The sequence below is a fragment of the Rhizocola hellebori genome (assembly GCF_016862955.1).
Classification (GTDB): Bacteria; Actinomycetota; Actinomycetes; order Mycobacteriales; family Micromonosporaceae; genus Rhizocola; species Rhizocola hellebori.
The window spans coordinates 1-21,700 of the sequence record NZ_BONY01000127.1 but is presented as its reverse complement, the minus strand read 5'-3'; the positions used below and the strand labels follow the sequence as shown (position 1 = coordinate 21,700).

Below are 21,700 nucleotides of genomic sequence, written 5' to 3'. Positions count from 1 at the left end.
TTCTGGCGTGCGCAAGCGACACGCGGCAGAGGATTTCGGTGGTGGGTGGGTTACCAGGCGGTGTTGGCGGCGATCCAGGTTTCGACTTGGGCTACGAGGGTGCCGGGTTCGGGGCGGGTGGCGCCGCCGGCGGCGTCCGGGGCGATGTCGGGGCGGGCGGGGCCGGCGCAGGTGACTCGCTCGGGCGGCAGGACGCCGTCGATCAGATAAGCGAAGACGTAGTCGTCCACTGCCTTGTTGCCGCGCTTGGCGAAAATCTCGTTCTGGCCCTCGTCGGCCACGGAAATCATGCTGAATCCCAGCCGCTTGGCCATCGCCTCGCCGTCGGCGTGGGTCAGCATGGAGTTGCCGGCACCGTGGACCACGACGCCCGGCCCGTAGCCTTCGCGCACGATCTGGGGCGGCCGCTCCATCTTGCGGTCGGTCCAGAACGTGGCGACCTGCGGCTGGAAGCGGGAAACCCCGAATCCATAAGGGTATTTCTCGCGGGCGATCCGCATGTCGGTGAAGTAACTCTCCAGATCCGTGGGCCAATCGTCCTCAGACGTGGCGGACTCGGTCACCGACTGCACCCGTTCCTGCGGCTCACCGGGCGCCCAGGCGTCCTGGCTAGCCAGCTTGCGCACCGCAGCGTGGGCGTCGTCGTCGCCCCCGTCGCGCAGCCCGGCCACGGCATCGGCCAGCACTCCCCAAAGTGGACGGTGCCTGGCGGCAAAGCCGATGGCGACGTCGAATTGCGTCGTGTCGGTCTGGTGAGCGGCCACCTCGGCTGCGTCCAGCACCTCCGCCATGCTCGTGCCCAGCCCGAAGCGCAGGTGGCGTTCGCTGACCCACTCGGCCCAGGCGTGGATGTTCTCGTAGATCGCGGGGACCTGCGCGTGGAACTGGCCACGCCAGCCGACATCGGGATTGCGGGCCGAGTCGAGCACCATCCGATCCACCCGCGAGCCGAACATGGTGCCGTAGACGGCCGCGATGTAGGTCGGGCCGCTGTAGCCGACGAAGGAGAGCCTCTCCTCGCCCAGCGCCGCGCGAATCAGATCGATGTCGCGGGCGATGTTGGCCGAGGTGATCTGCTCCCGGTAAGCCCCGCCCAGTCGAGCACAGCCCTCATACATGCGCCGGGCATCGTCGGCGATGATCGCGAAGTCCTCGTCGCTGGGCCGGGTATTGAAGCCCGCCAACGGTTGTGGATCCTCGCGGTACAGCGGTGTGGACCGGCCGCTGCCGCGCGGGTCCATCCCGATGAGGTCGTAGTGCTCGATCAGCGGCGTGTAGGAGAATCGCAGGGGCAGTTTGATGCCCTGACCCCAGTTCCCGGCCGGGCCACCGTTGAGCGACAGCAGCATTCCGCGCCGTTTCGCCCCGCCCGTGCACTTGATACGGCTGATCGCCACGGTGATCCGCTCGCCCTCCGGCCGGGCGTAATCCATCGGCGCCTCGACGCTGGCGACCTCAACCCGCGGATCGAAGTCGCTGGTTACCCAGGCAGGCTGCTGCGAATAGAAGTCCGTCATGGCATTGGTCATGGCCGACACCCTGACAAATCACGCTCGAGCGCCGATCGACCATGACCTGCCGCCGGGCAGAGGTGCCGCGGTCACGGGCTTGCCGTGACCGCGGTCATCGGCTTGGCGGCTAGGACTGCTGGGCCAGGCCGAGTTGCTCGAGGAACTCCATCTGGTCGAAGTAGATCCGATAGTCCACGATGTATCCATTTTCTACGGTCGCCAGATCGCAGCCGCGAAGTCTTACCCGCTTGTTGGTCGGAGGCAGCTTCTCGCCTGTCGGCATGGTGATGAAGCCGCTGTTCGTCCCGGACAGGTAGCCTTCGTCGATCGCGGTGTCGCCGACCTCGTAGCTGTGCACGGACTCGTATCTTCCATCGGGCACAGCTTCCATCATCTGTGCCCACCAGCGGACAATCTCTGTCCTCCCCTTGATCTCGCCGTGGTCCGGCGTGTGTGCGATCGCGTCTTCGGCGAAACAATTGCCGATCGCCTCGATGTCCTTCTTGGCGGTGCCGGCGGCTGCGGTGAGCCGATCCATGACGTCACGTGCCTGTCCCATGATCCACCCCCGTTCCATGGAACCGAATGTGCCCCTATTGTCCCACAAAATTCACTTCTCGATGTCGACGCGAATGAATGGTGCGGGTCGGGTGGGGTGGTTGCTCGGGCCGTCGAAAAGGACCGTGCCGTCGAAAGTGACCACACCATCGGCGGTCTGCACGCGCTCTTTCGTGATGCTTCCGGGCGCGTTGACTGTCCTCTCCAGCGGACCCGCCTTTTGCCAAGCGACATCGAAGGTCACCGGGTGGGAGACGCCGAGGATGTCGCGAGCCACCCCGGTTCCGTTAGCGGTGAGGTGCTTGAGCCTGCGGTTACTGGTGATGGTCGCGGGAACAGCCGGGGCGCCCCAGCTGAACGAGAACCCGCCGGGGCAGACCGCGAGGAACTGCAGCCTGGCCGTGGGAGTGGGATCCTCGGTGTCGGGCGCGGAGAACGCGCGCGTGGTGCTGACCAGAAGCGTGCCCGGGACGGTGGAGCCGTCGGCGCACGCGTGCGGCACCTCCCAGAACGCCTCGGCTCTCTCCTCGAAGAATTGGATCGGCTTCGCGGATGCCGCGGTCGGAACCGCTAGTACCGCAGCCGAAGCCACCAACGGGATGATGAGCCAACGTTGAACGGAAATGCTGAGCATTGACACCCTCCTTAAGCATTGTCCATTTTGGAGGAAAGAAGATCGTTGTCGATCTCGGTGGCGGTCACCGCGATGGGAGTAGCGCCCACGAAACCGAAGATGAAGGTGCGGGATCCGTTGACGGTGTCCGCGTCCTCGGCCGCGCAGATCGTCACGTTCTGCGGGATCTGCCAGTTGACCGGGGTGAAGATGAGAGTCGCGCCGGAACAGACGGTGAGGTCCGGGTCGCCACCGCCGCCGGCGGTGATGGTGACGATGATGTTCCCGGTCGGTGCCGCGGTCAGCCTCATGGTGAAGGTGGCGCTGCCGCCCTCGGGCACGTTGAGGACGGTCGGGGTGACCAGCGGCGGACAGACGCAGACGTCGTTTTCGGACTCGGTCGCGGTCACGGTCAACGGCGCCATGCCCGGTGCGCTGACCGAGATCTGGCGCATGCCCGCGCTGACGTCGGCATCCTCGGCCGCGGCCAGGGTGACGGCCTGGCTGGTCTGCCAGTTCGCTGGGGTGAAGGTGAGCGCCGAGCCCGACGCGACAGTGATGCTGGTATCTCCGGCGCCTGCGGTCGAGGTGACCGTGACCGGCCCGGACGGTCGCGCGGTCAGCCGCACGCCGTAACCGGCGGTGCCGCCCTCGGGGACGGTGACGGTCAGCGTGGTCAGCTCCAGCTCTGGGCTGACCGGCGGCTGGCCGGTGCAGACGGTGTCGTTGAGGGCGAACGAAACCGGGTCGATGTTGGTTCCGGTGTAGGTGCCGTTGAACCCGATGACCACCGAGGCGTTGGTGGCAAGATTGCCGTTCCACGAGGCATTGCGCGCCGTGACGTTGACGCCCGTCTGCGACCAGATCGCCGACCAGCCGTTGCTCACGCGCTGGGCACCGGGCCAGGCGTAGGTCAGCGACCACGCCGTGAGCGGGTCGCCCAGATTCTCGATGAGGAGGGTGGCCCCGAAACCGGAGCCGTTGTCCCACGTCTTCGTATAGGTCACCTTGCAGGCCGGGGCCGCGGAGGCGATGCCGGCGGGAACGACCACCAGGCCCGCCGCGAGGGTCACCGCGCATGCCGCGGCCAGCCGGTGGGCACGTTGAATGAGGGAGAATCCCATGTGCTGCTTGTCTCCTTAGGCAAGACGGAACCGACGCATAGACGAGCGCGCGTGCCCTGGCTCCGCTTGCGACAGCCATTCTCCCCGCGAACCCACGCCCTGTCACCCTGCTTGACAAGAGATGCTGATGAATGGTTCTGTGAACGTTCACAGGACCGGGCCCTGCGATGGTGTCGATGTGCTTCCAGCGACTCACCTATCAGGAGGGACAAATGCTTTCACGACGGGCACCGCTTTCCGCGGTGCTGACCGTGCTCGCCTCGGTGCTGCTCTGGCCGCCGAGCCCGGCGATTGGCGCGACGACGGTGACGAACCCCGGGTTCGAGTCCAACGGCGCCACCCAGACGCCGGCGAGCTGGTCGGAGACCGGGACCGTTGCGGCGTCGAAGACCGAAGCCGGTGGGCGCAGCGGAAGTTTCCGCCTCACCCATTGGGCCGCGTCGGCCTACAGCGTCGAAACCCAGCAGACGCTGACCGGGCTCACCGCGGGCTCGTACACGCTGTCGGCGTGGGTGCGATCGGGCGGTGGCCAGGCGGCGGCCTACGTCGCGCTGCGCAACTGCGGCGGTGCCCAGGCACAGGCCAACATTCCGTTGAGCAGCAACACCTGGGTACAGGTCTCGGTGACCGCGAACGTCACGTCGAGTTCCTGCACGGTCAGCATCTTCTCCAACGCTTCGGCAAATCAATGGATAAATGTGGATGATGTGAGTGTCACCGGCGGTGGCGGCGGCGGGCAGCGCCTGCAGATCATGGGCGGCGATGTCTCGTCGGTGAAGAAGAACGAGGACTTCGGCGGCACCTACTTCACGAGCACCGGCACGCGCGGCGACCCGCTGGCGATCCTGAAGACGGCCGGCATGAACTATGCCCGGCTCAAGGTGTGGGTCAACCCGGCCGACGGCTACAACAACAAGGCCCGGGTGCTGACGATGGCCACTCGCATCAAAGCCCAGGGCATGAAGCTGCTCATCGATTTCCACTACTCCGACTCCTGGGCCGACCCGGGCAAGCAGGTCAAACCCGCGGCGTGGGCGAACCTTTCGCTGGCTCAGCTCAATACGGCCGTCTACAACCACACCTTCGATGTGCTGAATTCCTTGAAGAATCAGGGGACCACGGCCGACATGGTGCAGATCGGCAACGAGATCAACCCGGGCATGCTGCTGCCGACCGGAAGCACTTCGAACTGGGCCAACCTCGCCCAGCTGCTCACCTCCGGAAGCAACGCGGCCAAGGCCGTCTCCGCGTCGACCCTGGTGATGCTGCACCTGGCCGAGGGTGGGGACAACGCCACCTTCCGGTGGTGGTTCGACAACGCCACCTCGCGCGGGGTGCCCTTCGACGTGATCGGGGCTTCCTACTACTGCTACTGGCACGGCCCGCTCTCCGGTCTGCAGGCCAACCTCAACGACATGGCGGCGCGCTATGGCAAGCCGGTGGTCGTGGCGGAAACGGCCTACGGATTCACCTTGACCCAGAAGGACAGCGAGCCGAACATCTTCAACTCGTCGCATGTCTCGACGTGTGGCTATCCGGCCACGCCGCAGGGGCAGGCCGACGCGTTCCGGGCCGTGGTCAACGCGGTGAAGGCCGTGCCCAACGGGCGTGGCATGGGTGTCTTCTACTGGGAGCCAGGCTGGACAGCGGTGACCGGATCCGGCTGGGATCCCACCAACCCGTCATCTGGCAACGGCTGGGAGAACCAGGCCCTGTTCGACTACAACTCCCGTGCGCTGCAAGGGATGTCGGTGTTCGGTCAGTAGAGCGCGATCACGCTTACCGACCCGCCCGCCACGATGACCGAACCGGCACAGGCCTGACCGTCCAAAAGGGACACGCCGTGCACGCCGATCATCTTGGCGGGCGCCGTGTCGTGGTTGATGAGGAACAGATGGCCGCCGCGCTGCACCACCTCCAGCGTCTCGGGCAGGTCGCGGGGCCGGGTCACCGAAGCCTCGTCCAGCGCCTGTGACAGCAGGGGCCGCAGATCGTCGATGCTGCTCGCCACGTACCAGGCCACGCCGCGCCCATAGTCGTGACGCGTGATGGCCGGGTGGCCGGCGTCCGGGCCGTCGGCGAAGTCCACGGCCGCGACTGCCCCGGCCGGGCGTACCCGTTCCGACCAGATCCGGCCGTGCTGACCGTTGGACAGCGCGATCGTCTCGCCCGCCCGCAGCGGATGGAACTCCTCGATGGACAGCCCGAGAACATCGCGCAGCGCGCCCGGGTACGGTCCGGAGTGGACGATGTCGTGTTCGTCGGCGATGCCGGAGAAGTACGACACCAGCAGGTGCCCGCCGGCTTCGACGTGCCGGTGCAGGTTCTTCGCGGCGTGTTCGCTGAGCAGGTAAAGGCTCGGCGCGACCACTAATCGGTACCCAGATAGGTCGCCTGAGGGATGAACGAAGTCCACGGTCGCGTGTTCACGCCATAGCGCCGTGTAGAAAGCGTCCATCCGCTCCCGGAAGTTCAGGTCGCGGGAGGGCCGCCAGTCCAGCTCCAAAGCCCAATACGACTCCCAGTCCCAGATCACGGCCACCTCGGCCTTGACCCGGCTGCCGCGCACCCCGCCGAGCTTGCGCAGGTCCGAGCCGAGCTGTACCACATCGCGCCAGATGCCGGAGTCCTTGCCCGCCTGCGGCACCATCGCGGAGTGGAACTTCTCGGCCCCGAAACGGGAGGCGCGCCATTGGAAGAACAGCACCGAGTCCGAGCCGCGGGCGACGTGCCCGAGGCTGTTGCGCCGCATCTGGCCGGGCAGCTTGGCGATGTTGCGCGACTGCCAGCTGACCGCGCCGGTGGAGTGTTCCATGAGCATCCACGGCCGGCCTTCGCCGAGGCTGCGGCTCAGATCGGCCGACATCGCCAGGTTGATGTGGTTGTCGTCCACTTCGGCGTTGAGGTAGTGGTCGTTGGCGACGACGTCGACCTCGGGGGCCCACCGCCACAGGTCCATCGACTTGCAGTTGGTGGTCATGAAGTTGGTGGTCACCGGCTTGTCCGGGGTGATCTCGCGCAGGATGTCGCGTTGCAGGGTGAAGCAGGCCAGATGCTCGCCGGAGGTGAAGCGCGCGAAATCCAGCAGCTGGGCCGGATTGATCACGGTGTGGTTGGCGCGTGGCGCGTCGATCTCCTCCCAAGCGCTGTAGCACTGGCTCCAGAAAAGGGTTCCCCAGGCCGAGTTCAGCGCGTCAAGGTCGTGATAGGTGGCGCGCAGCCAGTCGCGGAAGGCCAGAACGCTTGTCTCGCAGAAGCATTCGCCCAGGGGCGCGCCGTATTCGTTGTGGACGTGCCACATCACCACGCTCGGGTGGTCCCGATAGCGCTCGGCAAGCTGGCGGGCGAGCGCGGCGGTGGCCCGCCGGTACTCAGGTGAGCTGGGGCAAGCGTTTTGGCGGCCGCCGACGCCGAGCCGCACCCCGTCGCGGTTGACCGGCAGGCTCTGCGGGTAGGCGCGCGAGAACCAGGGCGGGGGCGCGGCGGTGGGGGTGGCCAGATCTACCGAGATTCCGGCAGCGTCGAGGCGATCGATGATTTCGTCGAGCCAGCCGAACTCGTAGCGGCCTTCGGCCGGTTCGGCTAGGGCCCAGGTGAAAACGCCCAGGCTGACCAGGTTTACCCCGGCCTGGCGCATCAGCTCGATGTCCTCCTCCTGCACCTCGCGCGGCCACTGCTCGGGGTTGTAGTCGCCTCCGAAGGCGATTCCGCCGGGGCGCTCTGGAAAGCGTGGTTGCGCGGGCACGGGTCCCCCTGAGTGCGTGAAGGTCTGTGAACGTGCACAGTAGTGGACCGGGGAGGATTCCGTGAAGTACCTGTTCCAATTGAACGACTCTTGACGCGGCCGAAACAAAGTTACACACTGTTGCGCACTGTGAACGTTCACAGGTTGGAAATCTCTCCGACGGAGGATCCATGCGTACCAAGCGGCTCACGATCGTGATGTCCGCCCTGCTCGTCGGCGCCCTAGCGGCCGGCTGCACGAGCGGCGAGGGCGAGGCGACACCGCAAGAGACCGGTCCCGTCGATCTGACCTTCTGGACCTGGGCTCCGAACATGGACAAGATCGCCGAGGTATGGAACCAGGCCCATCCCAATATCCATGTCACCGTCAGCAAGCAGGCCGGTGGCGACGAATCTGCGGCCAAATTCCTCACCGCGGCCAAAGCGGGCAACGCGCCCGATCTTATGCAAGCCGAGTACCAGATGCTGCCATCTTTCGTCGCGGCCGAGGCGGTCGCCGATATCAAGGCCGATGTCTCCGCGATCAAAGGCGAGTTCAGTGACGGGATCTGGGGCCTGGTGACCCTGGGCACCGATGCCGTCTATGGCGTGCCACAGGACAGCGGACCGATGATGCTCTACTACCGCACCGATCTGTTCACCCAATACGGCGTCACCGTCCCGAAGACGTGGGACGAATACGCCGCGGCCGCCCGGGCCGTCCACGCCAAGGACAAGAGCGTCTACCTGGGTGGCTTCTCCAGCAAGGATCCGGGCTGGTTCGCTGGGCTCTCCCAGCAGGCCGGCGGACAGTGGTGGTCGATCGCCGGGGATGCCTGGAAGGTCGGCATCAACGACACCGCCACCAAGAAGGTCGCCAACTACTGGGGCGGCCTGGCCAACGAAGGCGTGGTGGACACGCAGGCCCAGTGGACTCCGGAGTGGAACGCCGCGCTCAACGACGGCAAGCTGCTCAGCTGGGCCTCGGCCGTCTGGGCGCCCGGTGTGCTTTCCAGCAATGCTCCCAACGGCAAGGGCAAGTGGGCCATCGCGCCACTGCCACAGTGGAGCGCAAGCGAGCAGTTCAGCGGATTCTGGGGCGGGTCGTCCATCGCGGTCGCGGCCGGTTCCAAGCACCGCAAGGCTGCCGCCGAGTTCACGGCTTGGCTCAACACCGATGCCAAAGCACTGGATCTACTCATCAAGGAAGCCGCGGTCTACCCAGCGGCCAAGAAGGGGCAGTCGCTGCTCACCCAGGCGCCGGACTACTTCAGCAACCAGTCCGACTTCTGGAAAGTGGCGACCACGGTCTCCAGCACCGCACGTGGCTTCACCTTCGGGCCCAACGTCAACGTGGCCTACAGCGCCTACAAGGACGCCTTCGACAAGGCCGTGCAGAGCAAGTCCTCGTTCACCGACGCGCTGACGACGGTGCATGAGACTACGGTCGCTGACATGAAGAAGTCCGGCTTCAAGCTGGCGTCATAACGATGGCACGAGCACGTAGGGGCGCCCGCGCATCGCGCGCGGGCGCCATCCCCTACCTCTATCTGGCGCCTGCCATCGCGCTGTTCTGTTTCTTCGTGGCCGTGCCCATCGGGTACACCGTCTACCTGAGCCTGCGCCGGGCCAAGTTCTCCGGGCTCGGGCTGGGCAAGGGTTCCCGCAAGGAAATCTTTGTGGGCCTTGACAACTATCGCGCCGCGATCAGCGACGGTGAGTTCTGGGCCTCATGGGTAAGGGTTCTCGGCTACGCCATCGGCGTGCTGGTGCTCATGCTCGGGCTGGCGCTCGTCTTCGCGTTGCTGCTCGACTCGGCGACCGTCCGGTTCGGACGGTTCTCCCGCATAGCGATCTTTCTGCCCTATGCGGTGCCGGCCGTGGTGGCGACCCTGCTCTGGGGCTTCCTCTACCTGCCCAGCCTGAGCCCGATCCACGATCTGCTGGAAGCCGTGGGAATCACCGGAGTCGACCTGCTCGGTCCGGGGACGGTGGTCTTCTCGATGGCCAACATCGCGATCTGGGGCGGGACAGGCTTCAACATGCTGGTGCTCTACACCCAGCTGCGCTCGATCTCGCGGGACTACTACGAAGCGGCGCGCATCGACGGGGCCAGCGAGTGGGCGATCGCCTTGCGTATCAAGGTGCCGATGCTGGTACCCGCGATAGTGCTGACAACTGTCTTCTCCATCATCGCGACCATCCAGGTTTTCTCCGAACCCGTGACGTTGCGGCCCATCACCAACGCGCTGAGCTCCACCTGGAGTCCGCTGATGAAGGTCTATCGCGACGCGTTCGTCACCGGCGACCTCTACTCGGCCGCCGCGACATCGATCGTCATCGCGGTGATTTCGCTCATCCCGTCGCTGGGCTTCCTGCGCCTGGTTCGGCGTCGCGCCTTCGGGGAGGACGTGTGAGGAAACAACGCCCGATCGGCTGGCTTCCCACCTCGTTGCTTCTGCTGGGCGCTTTCTACTGTCTTTTGCCTGTTATCTGGGTACTGACCGCCGCCACCAAATCCCGGGCTGAGCTGTTCACGTCGCAGGCGTTCACGCCCGGAACCGGGTTGTTCGGCAACCTGTCCGACCTTTCCGCGTACCGGGACGGAATCTTCTGGAATTGGATGGCGAACACCGCGCTGTATGCCGGCGGTGGCGCGTTGCTCGCGACAGTGGTCTCGTCGGTGGCCGGCTACGCCCTCGCCAAGTACCAGTTTCCGGGGCGGGGCTTGATTTTCACCACCCTCATCGGCGGAATCCTGGTGCCATCGGTGGTCCTCGCCGTCCCGCAGTACCTGCTGCTGGCCAAGCTCGGGCTCGCCGACACCTACTGGGCGGTGCTGCTGCCCAGCATCCTGAGCCCATACAGCATCTATCTCGCGCGCATCTACGCCTCGGCGGCCATCCCAGACGCGCTTCTGGAGGCGGGACGCATCGATGGCGCAAGTGAAACCCGGCTGCTGCGGGTGGTCGCGTTCCCGATGATGGGGCCGGGAATGGTGACAATCTTCCTGTTCCAGTTCGTCGCGATCTGGAACAACTTCCTGCTGCCCTACATCATGCTCGCCGACGACGGAAAGTTCCCGCTGACCGTCGGGCTCTACACGCTGCTGGTCACCGGGGCCAACCAGCCCGCCCTGTACAACCTGGTGATTACGGGAGCATTGCTGTCGATAATTCCGCTCATCGCGCTCTTCCTGACCATGCAGAGGTACTGGCGCACTGACCTGTCCGGCGGGTCTGTGAAAAGCTAATGAGCGTGACCAGCGCCAGGCGCAGACCCACCATCCACGACGTGGCCCGCGTCTCGGGGGTGTCCAGGGGCACGGTTTCGCGTGCCCTCAACGGCGACCCCTACGTGAGCCCGGCCGCCCTGGCCGCCGTGCGCAGGGCCGTCACCGAGACCGGCTACGTCGTGAACCGCAACGCCCGCAGCCTGGTGACCCAGCGCAACGGGACAGTGGTGATGGTGCTTTCGGAGCCGCAGGAGAAACTCTTCGAAGACCCGAACTTCAGCCTCCTGCTGCGCGTCGCCACCCGGCGGCTGGCCGTCAAGGACGTGGCGCTGGTGATGATGGTGGCCGGCGACGACGGCGACCGGGAACGGGTCGTGCGCTATCTGCGCGGCGGTCACGCCGACGGAGTCCTGTTGCTGTCCACCCACGCCGGCGATCCGTTGGTGGAGGAGCTGGAAGGGCTGGCCATTCCGGCCGTGGCCTGCGGCGCGGTGCTCGGCAGGGAAGGCATCATCCCCTACGCGGCCGCCGACGACCGCGAAGGCGCTCGGCAGATGACCCAATACCTGGTGGAACAGGGCCGCAAAAAGATCGCCACCATCACCGGGCCGCTCGACACCCCGGGCGGGCTCAACCGGCTCGAGGGCTTCTGTGACGTCCTCGGCCGCAAGGCGACCAAGAAGCTCATCGTCCACGGTGACTACACGCGCAGCGGCGGTGAGGCCGCCATGGCCGAGCTGCTGTCCCGGGCGCCCGACCTCGACGCGGTCTTCGTCGGCTCCGACCTGATGGCCGCCGGCGCGCTCGCGACGCTTCGGGTGAATGGCCGCCGGGTGCCCGAGGATGTGGCGATCGGCGGCTTCGACGACTCGGCGGTCGCCTCTTCCACCCATCCTCCGCTCACCACCGTCCGTCAGCCCCTGGAACGGGTCGCTGAGGAGACCGTGCGGATGTTGCTCGAACTCGTCGACGGCGCGACCAGACCCGAATCCATCGTGCTGGCCACCGAATTGGTCATTCGCGACTCCGCCTGATCAGCAGCGCTGCGTCCCGCGCGCAGCGCCGTATGATCCGACAATGGCTCATCCATTGCCGGGCAAACTGGCCGCATTCCTAGTATTTTTCGCCAGCGGCGCCGTTCTCGTGCTGGAGACCGTGGCGCTGCGCCTGGTCGGGCCCTACGTCGGCGTCAGCCTTCAGGTGACAAGCTCGGTGATCGGCGTGGCCCTGGCCGCGATCGCCTATGGCGCATGGTTTGGCGGCTGGCTGGCGGATAGGTTCGACCCGCGCCGGCTGGTGGCCGGGGCGCTGGTGCTGGCCGGCATCGCCACCGCGGTGACGCTGCCGCTGGTTCGCCTTGCGGGCGAGGCGTTGCGGGGTGGTGCGGTGCCGGGAATCCTGCTCCTCACAATGATCACCATCTTTGTCCCGGCGCTGGTGCTCTCCGCCGTGCCGCCGATGGTGGTGAAGCTGCAACTGGCAGACCTGCGCCGAACGGGTGAAGTGGTCGGCAGGCTGTCGAGCATCGGCACGCTGGGCGCGGTCACGGCCACCCTGGCCACCGGTTTCGTCCTGGTGGCCGCGCTGCCCAGCAGCGTGATCATGGTGGGCCTGGCGGTGTCGCTGGCCGTTGCGGGCGTTGGGGTGGCGGTATACCTGCGCCAGGCGCCCAAGACGAAGGTGGTCGCGGCGCTGGCCGTGCTCGGGGTCGCCGGGGCGGCACTGTCGGTGCTGGCGCCCAACCCGTGTGATGTGGAGACCGCCTACCATTGCGCGGCCGTGCGGGTCGATCCGGCCAACCCGTCGGGACGGGTGCTGTTCCTCAACGCGGCCGAGCACTCCTATGTCGACCTCAAAGATCCGAGCCACCTTCAGTTCGCTTACACGCAATGGATCGGCGCGGTCGCCGATCTGGTGAAGCCGCGCGGGGAACGGATCGACGCGCTGCACCTGGGCGGCGGCGGCTTCACCGTGCCCCGCTATGTCACGGCCACCCGGCCCGGAAGCGACAACGTGGTTTTCGAGATCGATGACCGGCTGATCGACCTCGGCGAGCGCGAGCTGGCCGTGCGCGAAGGTCCCGACCTGAAAGCGGTCGCGGGTGACGCCCGGATGCTCATCGGCGGCCGTGCCGACGCCTCGGCCGATCTGGTGGTGGGCGACGCCTTCGGCGATCTCGCCGTGCCGTGGCATCTGGCCACCAAGGAGATGGCGCAGGAGATCGCCCGGGTGCTGCGGCCCAACGGAATCTACGCCCAGAATGTCATTGACTATCCGCCCTCCCGCTTCATCCGCGCCGAGGTGGCCACGGTCGCCGCCGTCTTCCCTCACGTGGCGCTCATCGCCCCGCCCGCGGCCGTCGACGGCAAGGTGGGAGCCAACTTCATCATCGTCGCCTCGCAGCAGCCGCTGCCACTGGTCGCCCTCGCCGAGCACCTGAGCGACTCCAGCGACGAGGCCGTCGTGGTGGTCTTCGGGGCCGGGCTGACCGACTTCATCGGCGGCATGCAGGTGCTGACCGACGACTTCGCCCCCGTCGATCAGCTGCTCATCCTTCCCTGACGGCTAGTCGACCAGCGAACCACAGGTGAGGTTGGCGATGACCCCGGTCATCCCGCTCGCCCGATCGCTGGCGTAGAAGGCCGCCGCTTCGGCGACATCGGCGAGCGTTGGCGAACGGCGCAGCAGCGCGCCTGGTACGCCGACGGTGCCCTCAAGCATCTGAGCCAGGGTCATGCCCGCTTCGGCGGCGGCCCGGCTCCACAGCTCGCGCGCGTGCGAGCCCTGTTCGACAGTCTCCGGAATGCCGTCCGGCCGCAGGCACACCACCCTCACCCCGAACGGGCCCAGCTCCCCGGCGAGCTGACGCGACAGCGCCTCGACCGCGGCACAGGCCGGGCCGAAGCCGTCCGTCGGCATGGCCACCCGGGACGCGGTCGTGGAAAGAGGCAGGATCACGCCGGAGCCCTGCGCTTTCATGTGCCGGGCGGCCGCGGTCGAGGTGAGGAACTGGGTGGCGGTGTAGGTACTGATGGGCAGGCTGAACTCGGCCAGCGACAGCTCGGTCAGCGGCGCACCCTGCCGATGGTCGACACCGATGGCGTTGAAGGAGATGTCGATGCGGCCGGCCTGGCGCACCACCGCGTCGGCGTGGCCGCGCACGGCCTCCTCGTCGAGCGCGTCAAGCTCGGCCACCGCACAGCTGCCGCCCGACTCGGTGATGCGCATCGCCAGTTTCTCCAACGCTGAACCCGTTCGCCCGGTGAGAAAGACGTGCGCTCCCTCGCGGGCGAAGGTGCGCGCCACCGCGCTTCCCACTGCGCCGGCCGCGCCGTAGACCACAGCAATCCTGTCGGTGAGTAACACTTTCCAACCTCCGCTCGTCGGCCCCCGATGGGCTTTTCAGCCAACCGACGAACGGCCGCCGGGCACATGGACACCTTCCCGGTCAGGAAGTCCACAGCGGCCGGATTTCCACCTTTCCGTAGGCGGCCACCGGATGCTTGGCCGCCGCCGCGATGGCCTCGTCGAGGTCGGCGCAGTCGAGCAGGACGAACCCGCCGATGAGGTCCTTCGTTTCCGCGAAAGGCCCGTCGGAGATGAACATCTCGCCCGACCGCACCTGCACCGTGGTGGCGGTGGCCACCGGCCTGAGCCGCGCCCCGGCGATATACATCCCGCGGTCGGTCATCTCGCGCAGCCACGCGACATGGCTCCCATCGGTGGCGAGCTGTTCCGCAGTAATCTCCACGGACTCGTCGTCGCAAATCATCAGCAGGTACCTCACCCCACCACCGTCCCACAGCCGACCATCGGATCCGGCTGTTAGCTCAAGAAGTTGGGCTGGGCGCCGCGCGTCGTTCCCGAGCGGTCCTTGGGCTCCTCCCAGTCCTCCTGGCGGCCGAGCGCGGTCATGTCCAAGTAGTTGTAGGCCCCACCGGTCTGCTCGGTGCCCCGCGCGTAGGTGGAGTAGGTGTGGAACACGGTGTCGCCGTCGCGTAGGAAGCAGCTGTACCCGGCGTGCTCGGTGGGCTGCTCTTTGGTCAGCCAGGCCATGTCGGTCTGCTCCAGCTCGACCTCATCGCGGTAGTTGAACCAAATCGGAGTCACCGTGTTGTCCAATGTGACATGGAAGTCGAAGTTGAACGAGCTGCCGAACGAGGAAACCCACTCGAACTTCCAGCCCGTCAGGGCAAGCTCCGCGGCGATTTTGGCATAGGGTGCGCGGGAGACCCCGGCGAACGCGGTTTTCCGTGCCTTGAGATGGTCGAGCAGGCTCGGGGAGAGCTCATCCAGGCCGGCCGAGCAGCTCGGGCACGCCCTTTCCCACTCCGGCCCGAACATGACGTGCTGAATGATGAGCTGTGGCTGATCCCCGAACAGGTCGAGCAGGCGCGTCTCGCCCCGCGCACCTTCAAAGACGTAGTCGTTGTCGATGCGCACCATCGGCAGCCTGCGCCGATCGGCGTTGAGCAGATCCATGGTCCGGGTGAACTCTTTCTCCCTGATCAGGAGTGCCTTGCGGGCTGTCAGCCACTGCTCGCGCGAAGCGATTTCTGGAAGGTTCATGTCCTCACGACGAACGGGACCGCCCCGGATGGACAACCTCACCAAGACGGCGGCGTAAATATTTGCCCTCCGCTTCCGAGGTGGTGAGGCTGAGCGCCTCGCGGTAGGCGACCGCCGCCTCCGCGAACCGCCCCAGGCGGCGAAGCAGGTCGGCCCGGGTCGCCGCGAGCAGGTGGTAACCGGCCAGGGCGCCGCCGGCCGCGATGGACTCGACGATGGCCAGGCCCGCCTCGGGTCCGTCGGCCATGGCCACCGCCACCGCCCGGTTCAGCTCCACCACCGGGGTGGGCATGACCTTGCTCAGATGGGCGTAGAGCCGCGCGATCGAGGCCCAGTCGGTGTCTTCGACCCGCGCCGCGTGGCAGTGGCTGCCCGCGATCGCCGCCTGCAGCTGGTAGGGGCCGACCCGCCCGTGCGCCAGCGCCCGCCGCAGGTGGTCGTTGGCCTCGGCGATCACGGCTGCGTCCCACCGGCTGCGATCCTGTTCCTCCAAGGTGACCAGCTCGCCCTCGGCGTCGACCCGGCTCGGTTTGCGGGCATCGTGGAACAGCATCAGCGCGAGCAGACCTGTGGGCTCGGGCTCGGCGGGCATCAGCGCGGCCAGCACGCGGGCCAGGCGGATCGCTTCTGCGCAAAGGTTTTGGCGCACTTGCTCCGCCCCCGAAAAAGTGTATCCCTCATTAAAGAGCAGATATAGGACAGCCATCAGCCCGGTCAGCCTGCTCGGCAACACCTCGACCGGCGGGACCCGGTAGGGGATGCCCGCGTCGCGAATCTTCTGCTTCGCCCGCACCAGCCGCTTGGCCATCGTCGCCTCGGTGACCAGAAACGCCCGCGCGATCTCGGCCGTGGACAACCCGGCCAGCGTGCGCAGGGTCAGCGCGACCCGGGCCTCCAACGGCAACGCGGGATGGCAGCAGGTGAACATCAGCTGAAGCCGATCGTCGGGGATGGTCTCGGCCTGCTCGCTGCCCGCTCCCGCAGTGGCGAGCACGACGACGTCGCGCAACTTGGTCGCCTCGACCGCGTTGCGGCGCAAGCGATCCAGCGCGCGGTTGCGGGCCACCGTGGTCAGCCAGCCGCCGGGGCGGCGCGGGATCCCCTCGGCCGGCCAGCTCTTCAGCGCCTGGGCGAAGGCCTCCTGAGCGCAGTCTTCGGCCAGATCCCAATCGCCGGTCATGCCGATCAGGGTGGCGACCACCCGGCCCCACTCGTCGCGGAAAGCCGCGCTGACCGCCGCATCGACATCGGCGTCTACAGAGCCGTTCACAGCGGCCAGAACGCTCTCACCTCAACCGTTCCGAGGCGGGCGACCGGATGCTTCGACGCCACCTCTATCGCCTCGTCGAGACTTGCCACCTCGATGATGTCGTAGCCGCCCATCTGCTCCTTGGTCTCGGCGAACGGCCCGTCGAAGACGACGATCTCCTCATCGCGCACGCGCACCGAGGTGGTCTCGGCGGTCGGGCGCAGGCGGTCGCCGTGCACGATGACCCCGCGGCCCACCATTTCCTCGATCCACATCGCCAGCTGGTGCTGGACCTGCGCGTCTTCCTCCGGGCTGAGCGCGAGATTTTCGTCGCCGTGATGCAGGAGCATGTACCTCATGACGTCCATCCTCCGGGTCGGGACGACATTTCGTCGACCGCGGTGTGCAGCGCCTCCAGACCGGGATGCCGGAAACCCTTGCGCCACCACATGCTCCACGGGTAGCTGGGCGCTCCGGTCAGCGGGATCAGCTCGGCCCGGGGGACAGGCGGCTGGCTGGCCAGCGTGAGCACGGGCGCGTTGCGGCTGTGCAGGTGATACTCCAGCTCGTCAAGCCCGCGCACCTGCGCGTGCGCCGACGCCGGGTCGGTCGGCGCGCCCACCGAGGCGAGCAGGTCCACCGCGAGGCGCTCCCACTCCGGCTCGACATGGTCGCCTGCGCGCCAACAGACCTGGGCGTCGCGCAGGGCCTGCGGGGCAAGCTCGGCCGACCCGGCCAGCCGATGACCGACCGGGACCAGCAAAGCAAGGGGCTCGGCGCAGACGAGCCGGTGTTCGACCCCGGCCGGCGCGGGCTCGCCAAGCGCGCCAAAGACCACATCGAGCTCGCGGTTTGCCAAGCGCGGCAACGAATCGGCGAGGCCGCCACCGAACCGCGCGACGAAGTCGAAACCCGAGACAAGCTGCCGCGCCCGGGTCAGCACCCGCGACGGCAGCAGGCCCCGCCCGGCGACGTCGACAAACAGCGATGCCTGATCTCCCCGAAGCTCATGCAGGGTCTGCTCGTAGAGCGCGATCAGCTCGCGTGCCCGGTCGAGCATCCGCTCGCCCGCCGGGGTCAGCGCGACACTGCGGGTGGTTCGCTGCAGCAGCGGCACCCCAACGATTTCCTCAAGCTTGCGGACATCACGGCTCAGCGCCTGCTGCGCGACGTAAAGGCGCTGCGCGGCCCGCGTGAAGTGCAGCTCCTCGGCCACCGCCACGTAGTAGCGCAGGAGCCTGAAGTCGAGGTGGTCGGCCATACCCCCTTCCTATCCGATTAACACGCCGAGTGTGTAGATCTAGAAAGACTCGATGTTGGACCTGGTAACCACCCGCGACTGTACTGATAGCCATGTACACCAACGAAAAGACCGACGGCACAGTGCAGTCCAAGGATGGTACGGCGATCGCCTTCGACCGCGCCGGGGCCGGACCGCCCATCATCCTGGTGGACGGGGCGATGTGTTACCGCGGCGCCGGACCGACCTGGCCGCTGGCCGCGGAGCTGATAGCCGACTTCACCGTCTACACCTACGACCGCCGTGGCCGTGCGGCCAGCACTGACACTCAGCCCTGGGCCATCGAGCGGGAGCTGGACGACCTGGAAGCACTCATCACCGAGGCGGGCGGAAAGGCCTATGTGTATGGAATTTCCTCCGGCGCGGTGCTCGCGCTCGGGGCGGCCCTGCGTGGCGCACCCATCACCAAGCTGGTCCTCTTCGAGCCGCCGCTTCCGGCAGACCCCTTGCTCAACCCGGTGCGCGAACTACCCTCCATATTGGACGAAATGGTGCGCGCCGGCCGCCGCGGCGAGGCCGTGGAACGTTTCCAGACCGCCGTCGGCATCCCCGCCGAGATGATCGCCGGGATGCGAAATTCGCCCTACCGGCCAGCCCTTGAGGCCATCGCCCACACCCTCGTCTACGACACCACCATCGCCGGCTCGATCCCGCCCGCCCAGCTCAGCTCGGTCGGCATCGCCACCCTCGTGGTCGACAGCGGCGCCAGCACCCCATGGCTACGTGAGACCACACAAGCCCTGGTCGAACACCTTCCCGACGCACAGCACCTGAGCCTGTTCGGCCACTTCCACGACGTGGACCCGAAGCTGCTGGCCCCGGCCATCAGGGAATTCCTTGTCGGCTAAGCCTTCCGGGCGTATGGCAATCTCCGCCTGCTACCACCTCACCGGGGCGCTGACCGCACTATGGGGCGCCGCCCTGCCCGCCACCGACACCCGCCTCAACCTCGGCCCCGGCCGCCTCGGCAACCTCCTGCTCATCCTCGGCATCGGCGCCATCATCGCCATGCCCGCAGCCGGCCGGCTCGCCGACCGTACCGGAAGCCGCCGCCTGCTCAGACTCGCCGGCCCCCTGTGCGCGCTGGGGCTCGGCGGCCCAGCCATCGCCACCAGCCCAGCCTGGTTGTTCTGCGCCACATTCGTGCTCGGCTTGCTCATGGGCACGCTCAACGTGGCGCTGAACACCCAGGCGGTGCTGATGGAGCGCCAGCTGTCCCGCCCAATCATGTCCACCCTCCACGGCACCTGGACCCTGGGCGCCGTGCTGGGCGGGGCAGCAGTCACAGCCGGCCTTCATCCGGCCATCGGCGCTTTCCTCCTAGCCATCCTTTTCTGGGTACCGGCAAAAGCCCTACCCACCCCCCAAACCCCACCCCTCCCCACCGCCGTCACCGCCGCTGCCGTGGTCCCCGGTGCCCTGCCCGGGTTTCCCATTCTCGCTGCGCTCGGAGTGCTTGGCGGAGCGGCGTTTCTCACCGAGGGCACTGCCATCGACTGGGCCGGCATCCACGCCCAACGGGTCCTCGGTGCCACTCCCGCCACCGGCTCTCTGGTCTACACACTCTTCTTCGTCTCAATGACCATCGTGCGCTTCACCGGCGACCGTGTCCGAGCCCGACTAGGTCCACCTCGCACCCTGCTCACAGCCGGCCTCACCGCCGCCAGCGGATACGCACTGATCCTCGTCGCCCCCCTCCTCATCGGCGGTCTATTCCTGGCAATCGCCGGCTGGTGTCTCACCGCGGCTGGAATGGCTTTGGTCTGGCCCGTGATCGCCAGTGCCATCGGTACCGCCGGAAACGGCACCGCGAAGGGACTTTCCACCGTCACCACGATCAGCTATGCCGGAACACTGGCCGGTCCGGCCCTCATTGGCTATGTCGCTTCCACTTCTTCGCTGACGATGGCGATGATCCTGCCCGCCGTTCTCGCTCTCGTGGTGGCGCTCGCCGGGCCACCCATCTTGCGCTCCATCGGCCGGCATGTATCGGGGTTACCCTGAGTCGTGCTGGTTCGCCAAACCCGGATGCTGTGGGCGCTATTCGCCTTGATCGCCACTGTCTCCGCCGTCCTGGTGTGGCGGCGGCCGATGTGGGAGCGCCTGTCTGACCTACACATCTATTACGGTGCCGTGCAATGGGTCCAAGGCGGACAACCGCTTTACTCCTATGTGGCCGAAAATGGCGGTCCGTTCACCTATCCGCCTTTCGCGATTGTTGTGCTCTGGCCCATCGGTCTCCTTCCCGAGCCAGTGGTCCAGCTGACCTGGCTGCTGTTGGTCTGCGCCGCGGTGATCGTCGTCGCGCTCGCTCTGGGTGGCGCCATCGCCAGGACGCCGGAGAAGCGGGGTCTCGCCGTCGCCGCGGCTGCTTGCGCGCTTGTCATTTCCGCTCCTGTACAAAGCAATCTGCGCTTCGGTCAGGTGAGTATCTTCATAGTTTTGCTTGCTCTGATCGATGCGATTGGCCTGACTCCCGCCCGCTTCCGCGGCGCGCTCGTTGGCCTGGCTGCCGCCATCAAGCTCACACCCCTGCTGTTCGTGGTCTACTTTGCGATCTCCGGGCGAGGCCGTGACGGCGTGCGAGCCATCGCCTCCTTCCTGGCCTGCGGCCTCGTTGCTTTCGCCGTGCTGCCCAGCGAAAGCTGGACCTACTGGTCGCGGACCATGCTCACCACCTCACGCATCGGCGACCTCGCTTCGCTCGGCAACCAATCCGTGCACGGAATGCTGCTGCGTGCTGGGGTCCCCGAGACCGCCCTGCCCCCACTCTGGGCCGCCCTCGTCCTGATCATCTGCACTGTCGCCCTGATCCGTGCCCGCAATCTGGCCCTCGACGGGCATCCCGCTCGCGCCGCCGTCCTGGTCGGCTGTGCCACCGTTGCCGCGTCCCCGGTCTCCTGGACCCACCATCAGGTGTGGCCCGTGCTCGCCGCCATGCTCCTCATCGGGGCGACCGGTGCCCTCCAACGTGTCGCCGGCATGGCTTTGATGGTCGCCATGGTCGCCTCGATGGGCGTCATCATGAGCACCCTTCCCTCCACCCAAGGTCTCCAGTTCCTCTTCGAAAACGCCCGCGCCCTAAGCGTTCTAGCGATCTGCCTAGCCGGTCTAGGCACCGCCACAGTCGCCGTGACCCTCCCCAGCAGATCCCAAATTCCCATGACTCCCTTCAGCATCGCGGCCCTATCTCGCCGCCGGCGCGATAGCCAGGACACCCGCGATTCCATTCTGGAGGCCTTTGCCGACGAAGGTTTCGATGCCCCGGCCGAGCGCCGACTTCATGGGCTTGGCGTAGCAGCCGACAATCGGGGCTCTATCGGCCCGAGCGCAGCGTTGTCACGCCGCGCATGGCTGCGTGGCGTAACAACAGCCGCCGCAACGTTGGCTTTCTTTGCGGTGCTTCCACTTCCCGCCGGGGCCGACCCCACCTTCAAGGCCTACACCGCAGCCGACGTGGACAACCCCCGCTACTTCTTTGTGTGCCACAGCTATTCCGCCTGCGTGGACATGGTCCGCGACGTCCCGGTCAACTTCGAACTATTCTGGGAACCCACCAAGGTTCGCGTGAATGGAGTCGTAGACGCCACCGTCGCCCGCCTCGAGTACAAGTCCGCCCCCGGCGGCGCTCCCCGCGCTGTCCCGCTCGTCGAGATCTATCCCGGCCAGCGCGGATTCTCCTTCCGCAGCGCCAATATCTCCAACGGCAGCATCATCGCCTACGGCACCGACGGCCGCCCCCTCGCCGTCTACCGCGATCGCCTTAGTGGTTCATAGCACCAACACTTTTTGTCGTACCTCTGTTCTATATTATTGGT

Annotated in this window: 20 protein-coding genes; 9 read left to right on the top strand and 11 right to left on the bottom strand. The window is 66.8% G+C overall.

The window, feature by feature from the left end; all coding sequences use genetic code 11:
- Positions 1–50: 50 nt before the first annotated feature.
- The 4 genes from Rhe02_RS46755 to Rhe02_RS46740 all read right to left on the bottom strand — a co-directional run bounded on the left by Rhe02_RS46755 (position 51) and on the right by Rhe02_RS46740 (position 3,806).
- On the bottom strand, positions 51–1,529 hold the full coding sequence (locus tag Rhe02_RS46755; protein WP_203915030.1) for an alpha/beta fold hydrolase: 1,479 nt from the start codon (positions 1,527–1,529) through the stop codon (positions 51–53).
- Between the two features lie 109 nt (positions 1,530–1,638).
- The gene (locus tag Rhe02_RS46750) at positions 1,639–2,088 is read right to left on the bottom strand and encodes an ester cyclase (protein WP_239124518.1); all 450 of its coding nucleotides are present in this window, start codon (positions 2,086–2,088) and stop codon (positions 1,639–1,641) included.
- 33 nt (positions 2,089–2,121) lie between these two features.
- Positions 2,122–2,703, bottom strand: coding sequence for a hypothetical protein (locus Rhe02_RS46745; protein ID WP_203915029.1), 582 nt, complete (start codon positions 2,701–2,703; stop codon positions 2,122–2,124).
- 11 nt (positions 2,704–2,714) lie between these two features.
- Positions 2,715–3,806: a cellulose binding domain-containing protein gene (locus Rhe02_RS46740; protein ID WP_203915028.1), complete on the bottom strand. Its 1,092-nt coding sequence runs from the start codon at positions 3,804–3,806 to the stop codon at positions 2,715–2,717.
- 212 nt (positions 3,807–4,018) lie between these two features.
- On the opposite strand from Rhe02_RS46740, the gene Rhe02_RS46735 reads away from it, so the two are divergent.
- Positions 4,019–5,572 carry a glycosyl hydrolase 53 family protein gene (locus tag Rhe02_RS46735; protein WP_239124517.1) on the top strand — a complete coding sequence of 518 codons (1,554 nt, stop codon included), beginning with the start codon at positions 4,019–4,021 and terminating at the stop codon, positions 5,570–5,572.
- Here the strand turns inward: Rhe02_RS46735 and Rhe02_RS46730 are convergent.
- Positions 5,566–7,551 (bottom strand): beta-galactosidase, encoded by a 1,986-nt coding sequence (locus Rhe02_RS46730; protein ID WP_239124516.1) that lies wholly within the window; start codon positions 7,549–7,551, stop codon positions 5,566–5,568. The genes Rhe02_RS46735 and Rhe02_RS46730 overlap by 7 nt on opposite strands.
- 170 nt (positions 7,552–7,721) lie before the next feature.
- Here Rhe02_RS46730 and Rhe02_RS46725 point away from each other — a divergent pair, with 170 nt between their 5' ends.
- From Rhe02_RS46725 to Rhe02_RS46705, 5 genes are read left to right on the top strand one after another with little or no spacing between them, the layout of a single operon-like run.
- Positions 7,722–9,017 carry an ABC transporter substrate-binding protein gene (locus Rhe02_RS46725; RefSeq protein ID WP_203915027.1) on the top strand — a complete coding sequence of 432 codons (1,296 nt, stop codon included), beginning with the start codon at positions 7,722–7,724 and terminating at the stop codon, positions 9,015–9,017.
- A 2-nt stretch (positions 9,018–9,019) separates the two neighbouring features.
- The gene (locus tag Rhe02_RS46720; RefSeq protein ID WP_203915026.1) at positions 9,020–9,946 is read left to right on the top strand and encodes a carbohydrate ABC transporter permease; all 927 of its coding nucleotides are present in this window, start codon (positions 9,020–9,022) and stop codon (positions 9,944–9,946) included.
- Positions 9,943–10,782: a carbohydrate ABC transporter permease gene (locus Rhe02_RS46715; RefSeq protein WP_239124515.1), complete on the top strand. Its 840-nt coding sequence runs from the start codon at positions 9,943–9,945 to the stop codon at positions 10,780–10,782. The genes Rhe02_RS46720 and Rhe02_RS46715 overlap by 4 nt, the downstream gene beginning before the upstream one ends.
- A 5-nt stretch (positions 10,783–10,787) precedes the next feature.
- Positions 10,788–11,798 (top strand): LacI family DNA-binding transcriptional regulator, encoded by a 1,011-nt coding sequence (locus tag Rhe02_RS46710; protein ID WP_373320803.1) that lies wholly within the window; start codon positions 10,788–10,790, stop codon positions 11,796–11,798.
- Between the two features lie 43 nt (positions 11,799–11,841).
- Positions 11,842–13,326, top strand: a complete 1,485-nt coding sequence (locus tag Rhe02_RS46705) for a fused MFS/spermidine synthase (RefSeq protein WP_203915024.1) — start codon at positions 11,842–11,844, stop codon at positions 13,324–13,326.
- Positions 13,327–13,329: 3 nt separating this feature from the next.
- On the opposite strand, the gene Rhe02_RS46700 is transcribed toward Rhe02_RS46705, so the two are convergent.
- The 6 genes from Rhe02_RS46700 to Rhe02_RS46675 all read right to left on the bottom strand — a co-directional run bounded on the left by Rhe02_RS46700 (position 13,330) and on the right by Rhe02_RS46675 (position 17,843).
- Positions 13,330–14,130, bottom strand: coding sequence for an SDR family NAD(P)-dependent oxidoreductase (locus Rhe02_RS46700; protein WP_203915023.1), 801 nt, complete (start codon positions 14,128–14,130; stop codon positions 13,330–13,332).
- An 82-nt stretch (positions 14,131–14,212) separates the two neighbouring features.
- Entirely contained in the window at positions 14,213–14,551 is a 339-nt protein-coding gene (locus Rhe02_RS46695; RefSeq protein ID WP_239124514.1) for a YciI family protein, read from the bottom strand.
- Positions 14,552–14,589: 38 nt separating this feature from the next.
- Positions 14,590–15,333, bottom strand: coding sequence for a DUF899 domain-containing protein (locus tag Rhe02_RS46690; protein WP_203915022.1), 744 nt, complete (start codon positions 15,331–15,333; stop codon positions 14,590–14,592).
- Between the two features lie 4 nt (positions 15,334–15,337).
- Positions 15,338–16,603 carry an RNA polymerase sigma factor gene (locus Rhe02_RS46685; protein WP_373320802.1) on the bottom strand — a complete coding sequence of 422 codons (1,266 nt, stop codon included), beginning with the start codon at positions 16,601–16,603 and terminating at the stop codon, positions 15,338–15,340.
- Entirely contained in the window at positions 16,600–16,941 is a 342-nt protein-coding gene (locus Rhe02_RS46680; protein WP_203915021.1) for a YciI family protein, read from the bottom strand. Before Rhe02_RS46680 ends, Rhe02_RS46685 begins: the two co-directional genes overlap by 4 nt.
- The gene (locus Rhe02_RS46675; protein ID WP_203915020.1) at positions 16,938–17,843 is read right to left on the bottom strand and encodes a LysR family transcriptional regulator; all 906 of its coding nucleotides are present in this window, start codon (positions 17,841–17,843) and stop codon (positions 16,938–16,940) included. The genes Rhe02_RS46680 and Rhe02_RS46675 overlap by 4 nt, the downstream gene beginning before the upstream one ends.
- A gap of 92 nt (positions 17,844–17,935) precedes the next feature.
- Between Rhe02_RS46675 and Rhe02_RS46670 the strand changes: the two genes are divergently transcribed.
- From Rhe02_RS46670 to Rhe02_RS46660, 3 genes are read left to right on the top strand one after another with little or no spacing between them, the layout of a single operon-like run.
- Positions 17,936–18,730, top strand: a complete 795-nt coding sequence (locus tag Rhe02_RS46670) for an alpha/beta fold hydrolase (RefSeq protein WP_203915019.1) — start codon at positions 17,936–17,938, stop codon at positions 18,728–18,730.
- Between the two features lie 13 nt (positions 18,731–18,743).
- On the top strand, positions 18,744–19,886 hold the full coding sequence (locus Rhe02_RS46665) for an MFS transporter (RefSeq protein WP_203915018.1): 1,143 nt from the start codon (positions 18,744–18,746) through the stop codon (positions 19,884–19,886).
- A gap of 3 nt (positions 19,887–19,889) precedes the next feature.
- Positions 19,890–21,659: a glycosyltransferase 87 family protein gene (locus Rhe02_RS46660; protein WP_203915017.1), complete on the top strand. Its 1,770-nt coding sequence runs from the start codon at positions 19,890–19,892 to the stop codon at positions 21,657–21,659.
- Positions 21,660–21,700: the final 41 nt, after the last annotated feature.

Coding starts and splice junctions, on each gene's coding strand:
- Rhe02_RS46745 (WP_203915029.1), bottom strand. CDS start 2,703: ATGCTCAGCATTTCCGTTCAACGTTGGCTCATCATCCCGTTGGTGGCT.
- Rhe02_RS46720 (WP_203915026.1), top strand. CDS start 9,020: ATGGCACGAGCACGTAGGGGCGCCCGCGCATCGCGCGCGGGCGCCATC.
- Rhe02_RS46725 (WP_203915027.1), top strand. CDS start 7,722: ATGCGTACCAAGCGGCTCACGATCGTGATGTCCGCCCTGCTCGTCGGC.
- Rhe02_RS46735 (WP_239124517.1), top strand. CDS start 4,019: ATGCTTTCACGACGGGCACCGCTTTCCGCGGTGCTGACCGTGCTCGCC.
- Rhe02_RS46680 (WP_203915021.1), bottom strand. CDS start 16,941: ATGAGGTACATGCTCCTGCATCACGGCGACGAAAATCTCGCGCTCAGC.
- Rhe02_RS46670 (WP_203915019.1), top strand. CDS start 17,936: ATGTACACCAACGAAAAGACCGACGGCACAGTGCAGTCCAAGGATGGT.
- Rhe02_RS46690 (WP_203915022.1), bottom strand. CDS start 15,333: ATGAACCTTCCAGAAATCGCTTCGCGCGAGCAGTGGCTGACAGCCCGC.
- Rhe02_RS46665 (WP_203915018.1), top strand. CDS start 18,744: ATGGCAATCTCCGCCTGCTACCACCTCACCGGGGCGCTGACCGCACTA.
- Rhe02_RS46750 (WP_239124518.1), bottom strand. CDS start 2,088: ATGGAACGGGGGTGGATCATGGGACAGGCACGTGACGTCATGGATCGG.
- Rhe02_RS46740 (WP_203915028.1), bottom strand. CDS start 3,806: ATGGGATTCTCCCTCATTCAACGTGCCCACCGGCTGGCCGCGGCATGC.
- Rhe02_RS46705 (WP_203915024.1), top strand. CDS start 11,842: ATGGCTCATCCATTGCCGGGCAAACTGGCCGCATTCCTAGTATTTTTC.
- Rhe02_RS46675 (WP_203915020.1), bottom strand. CDS start 17,843: ATGGCCGACCACCTCGACTTCAGGCTCCTGCGCTACTACGTGGCGGTG.
- Rhe02_RS46755 (WP_203915030.1), bottom strand. CDS start 1,529: ATGACCAATGCCATGACGGACTTCTATTCGCAGCAGCCTGCCTGGGTA.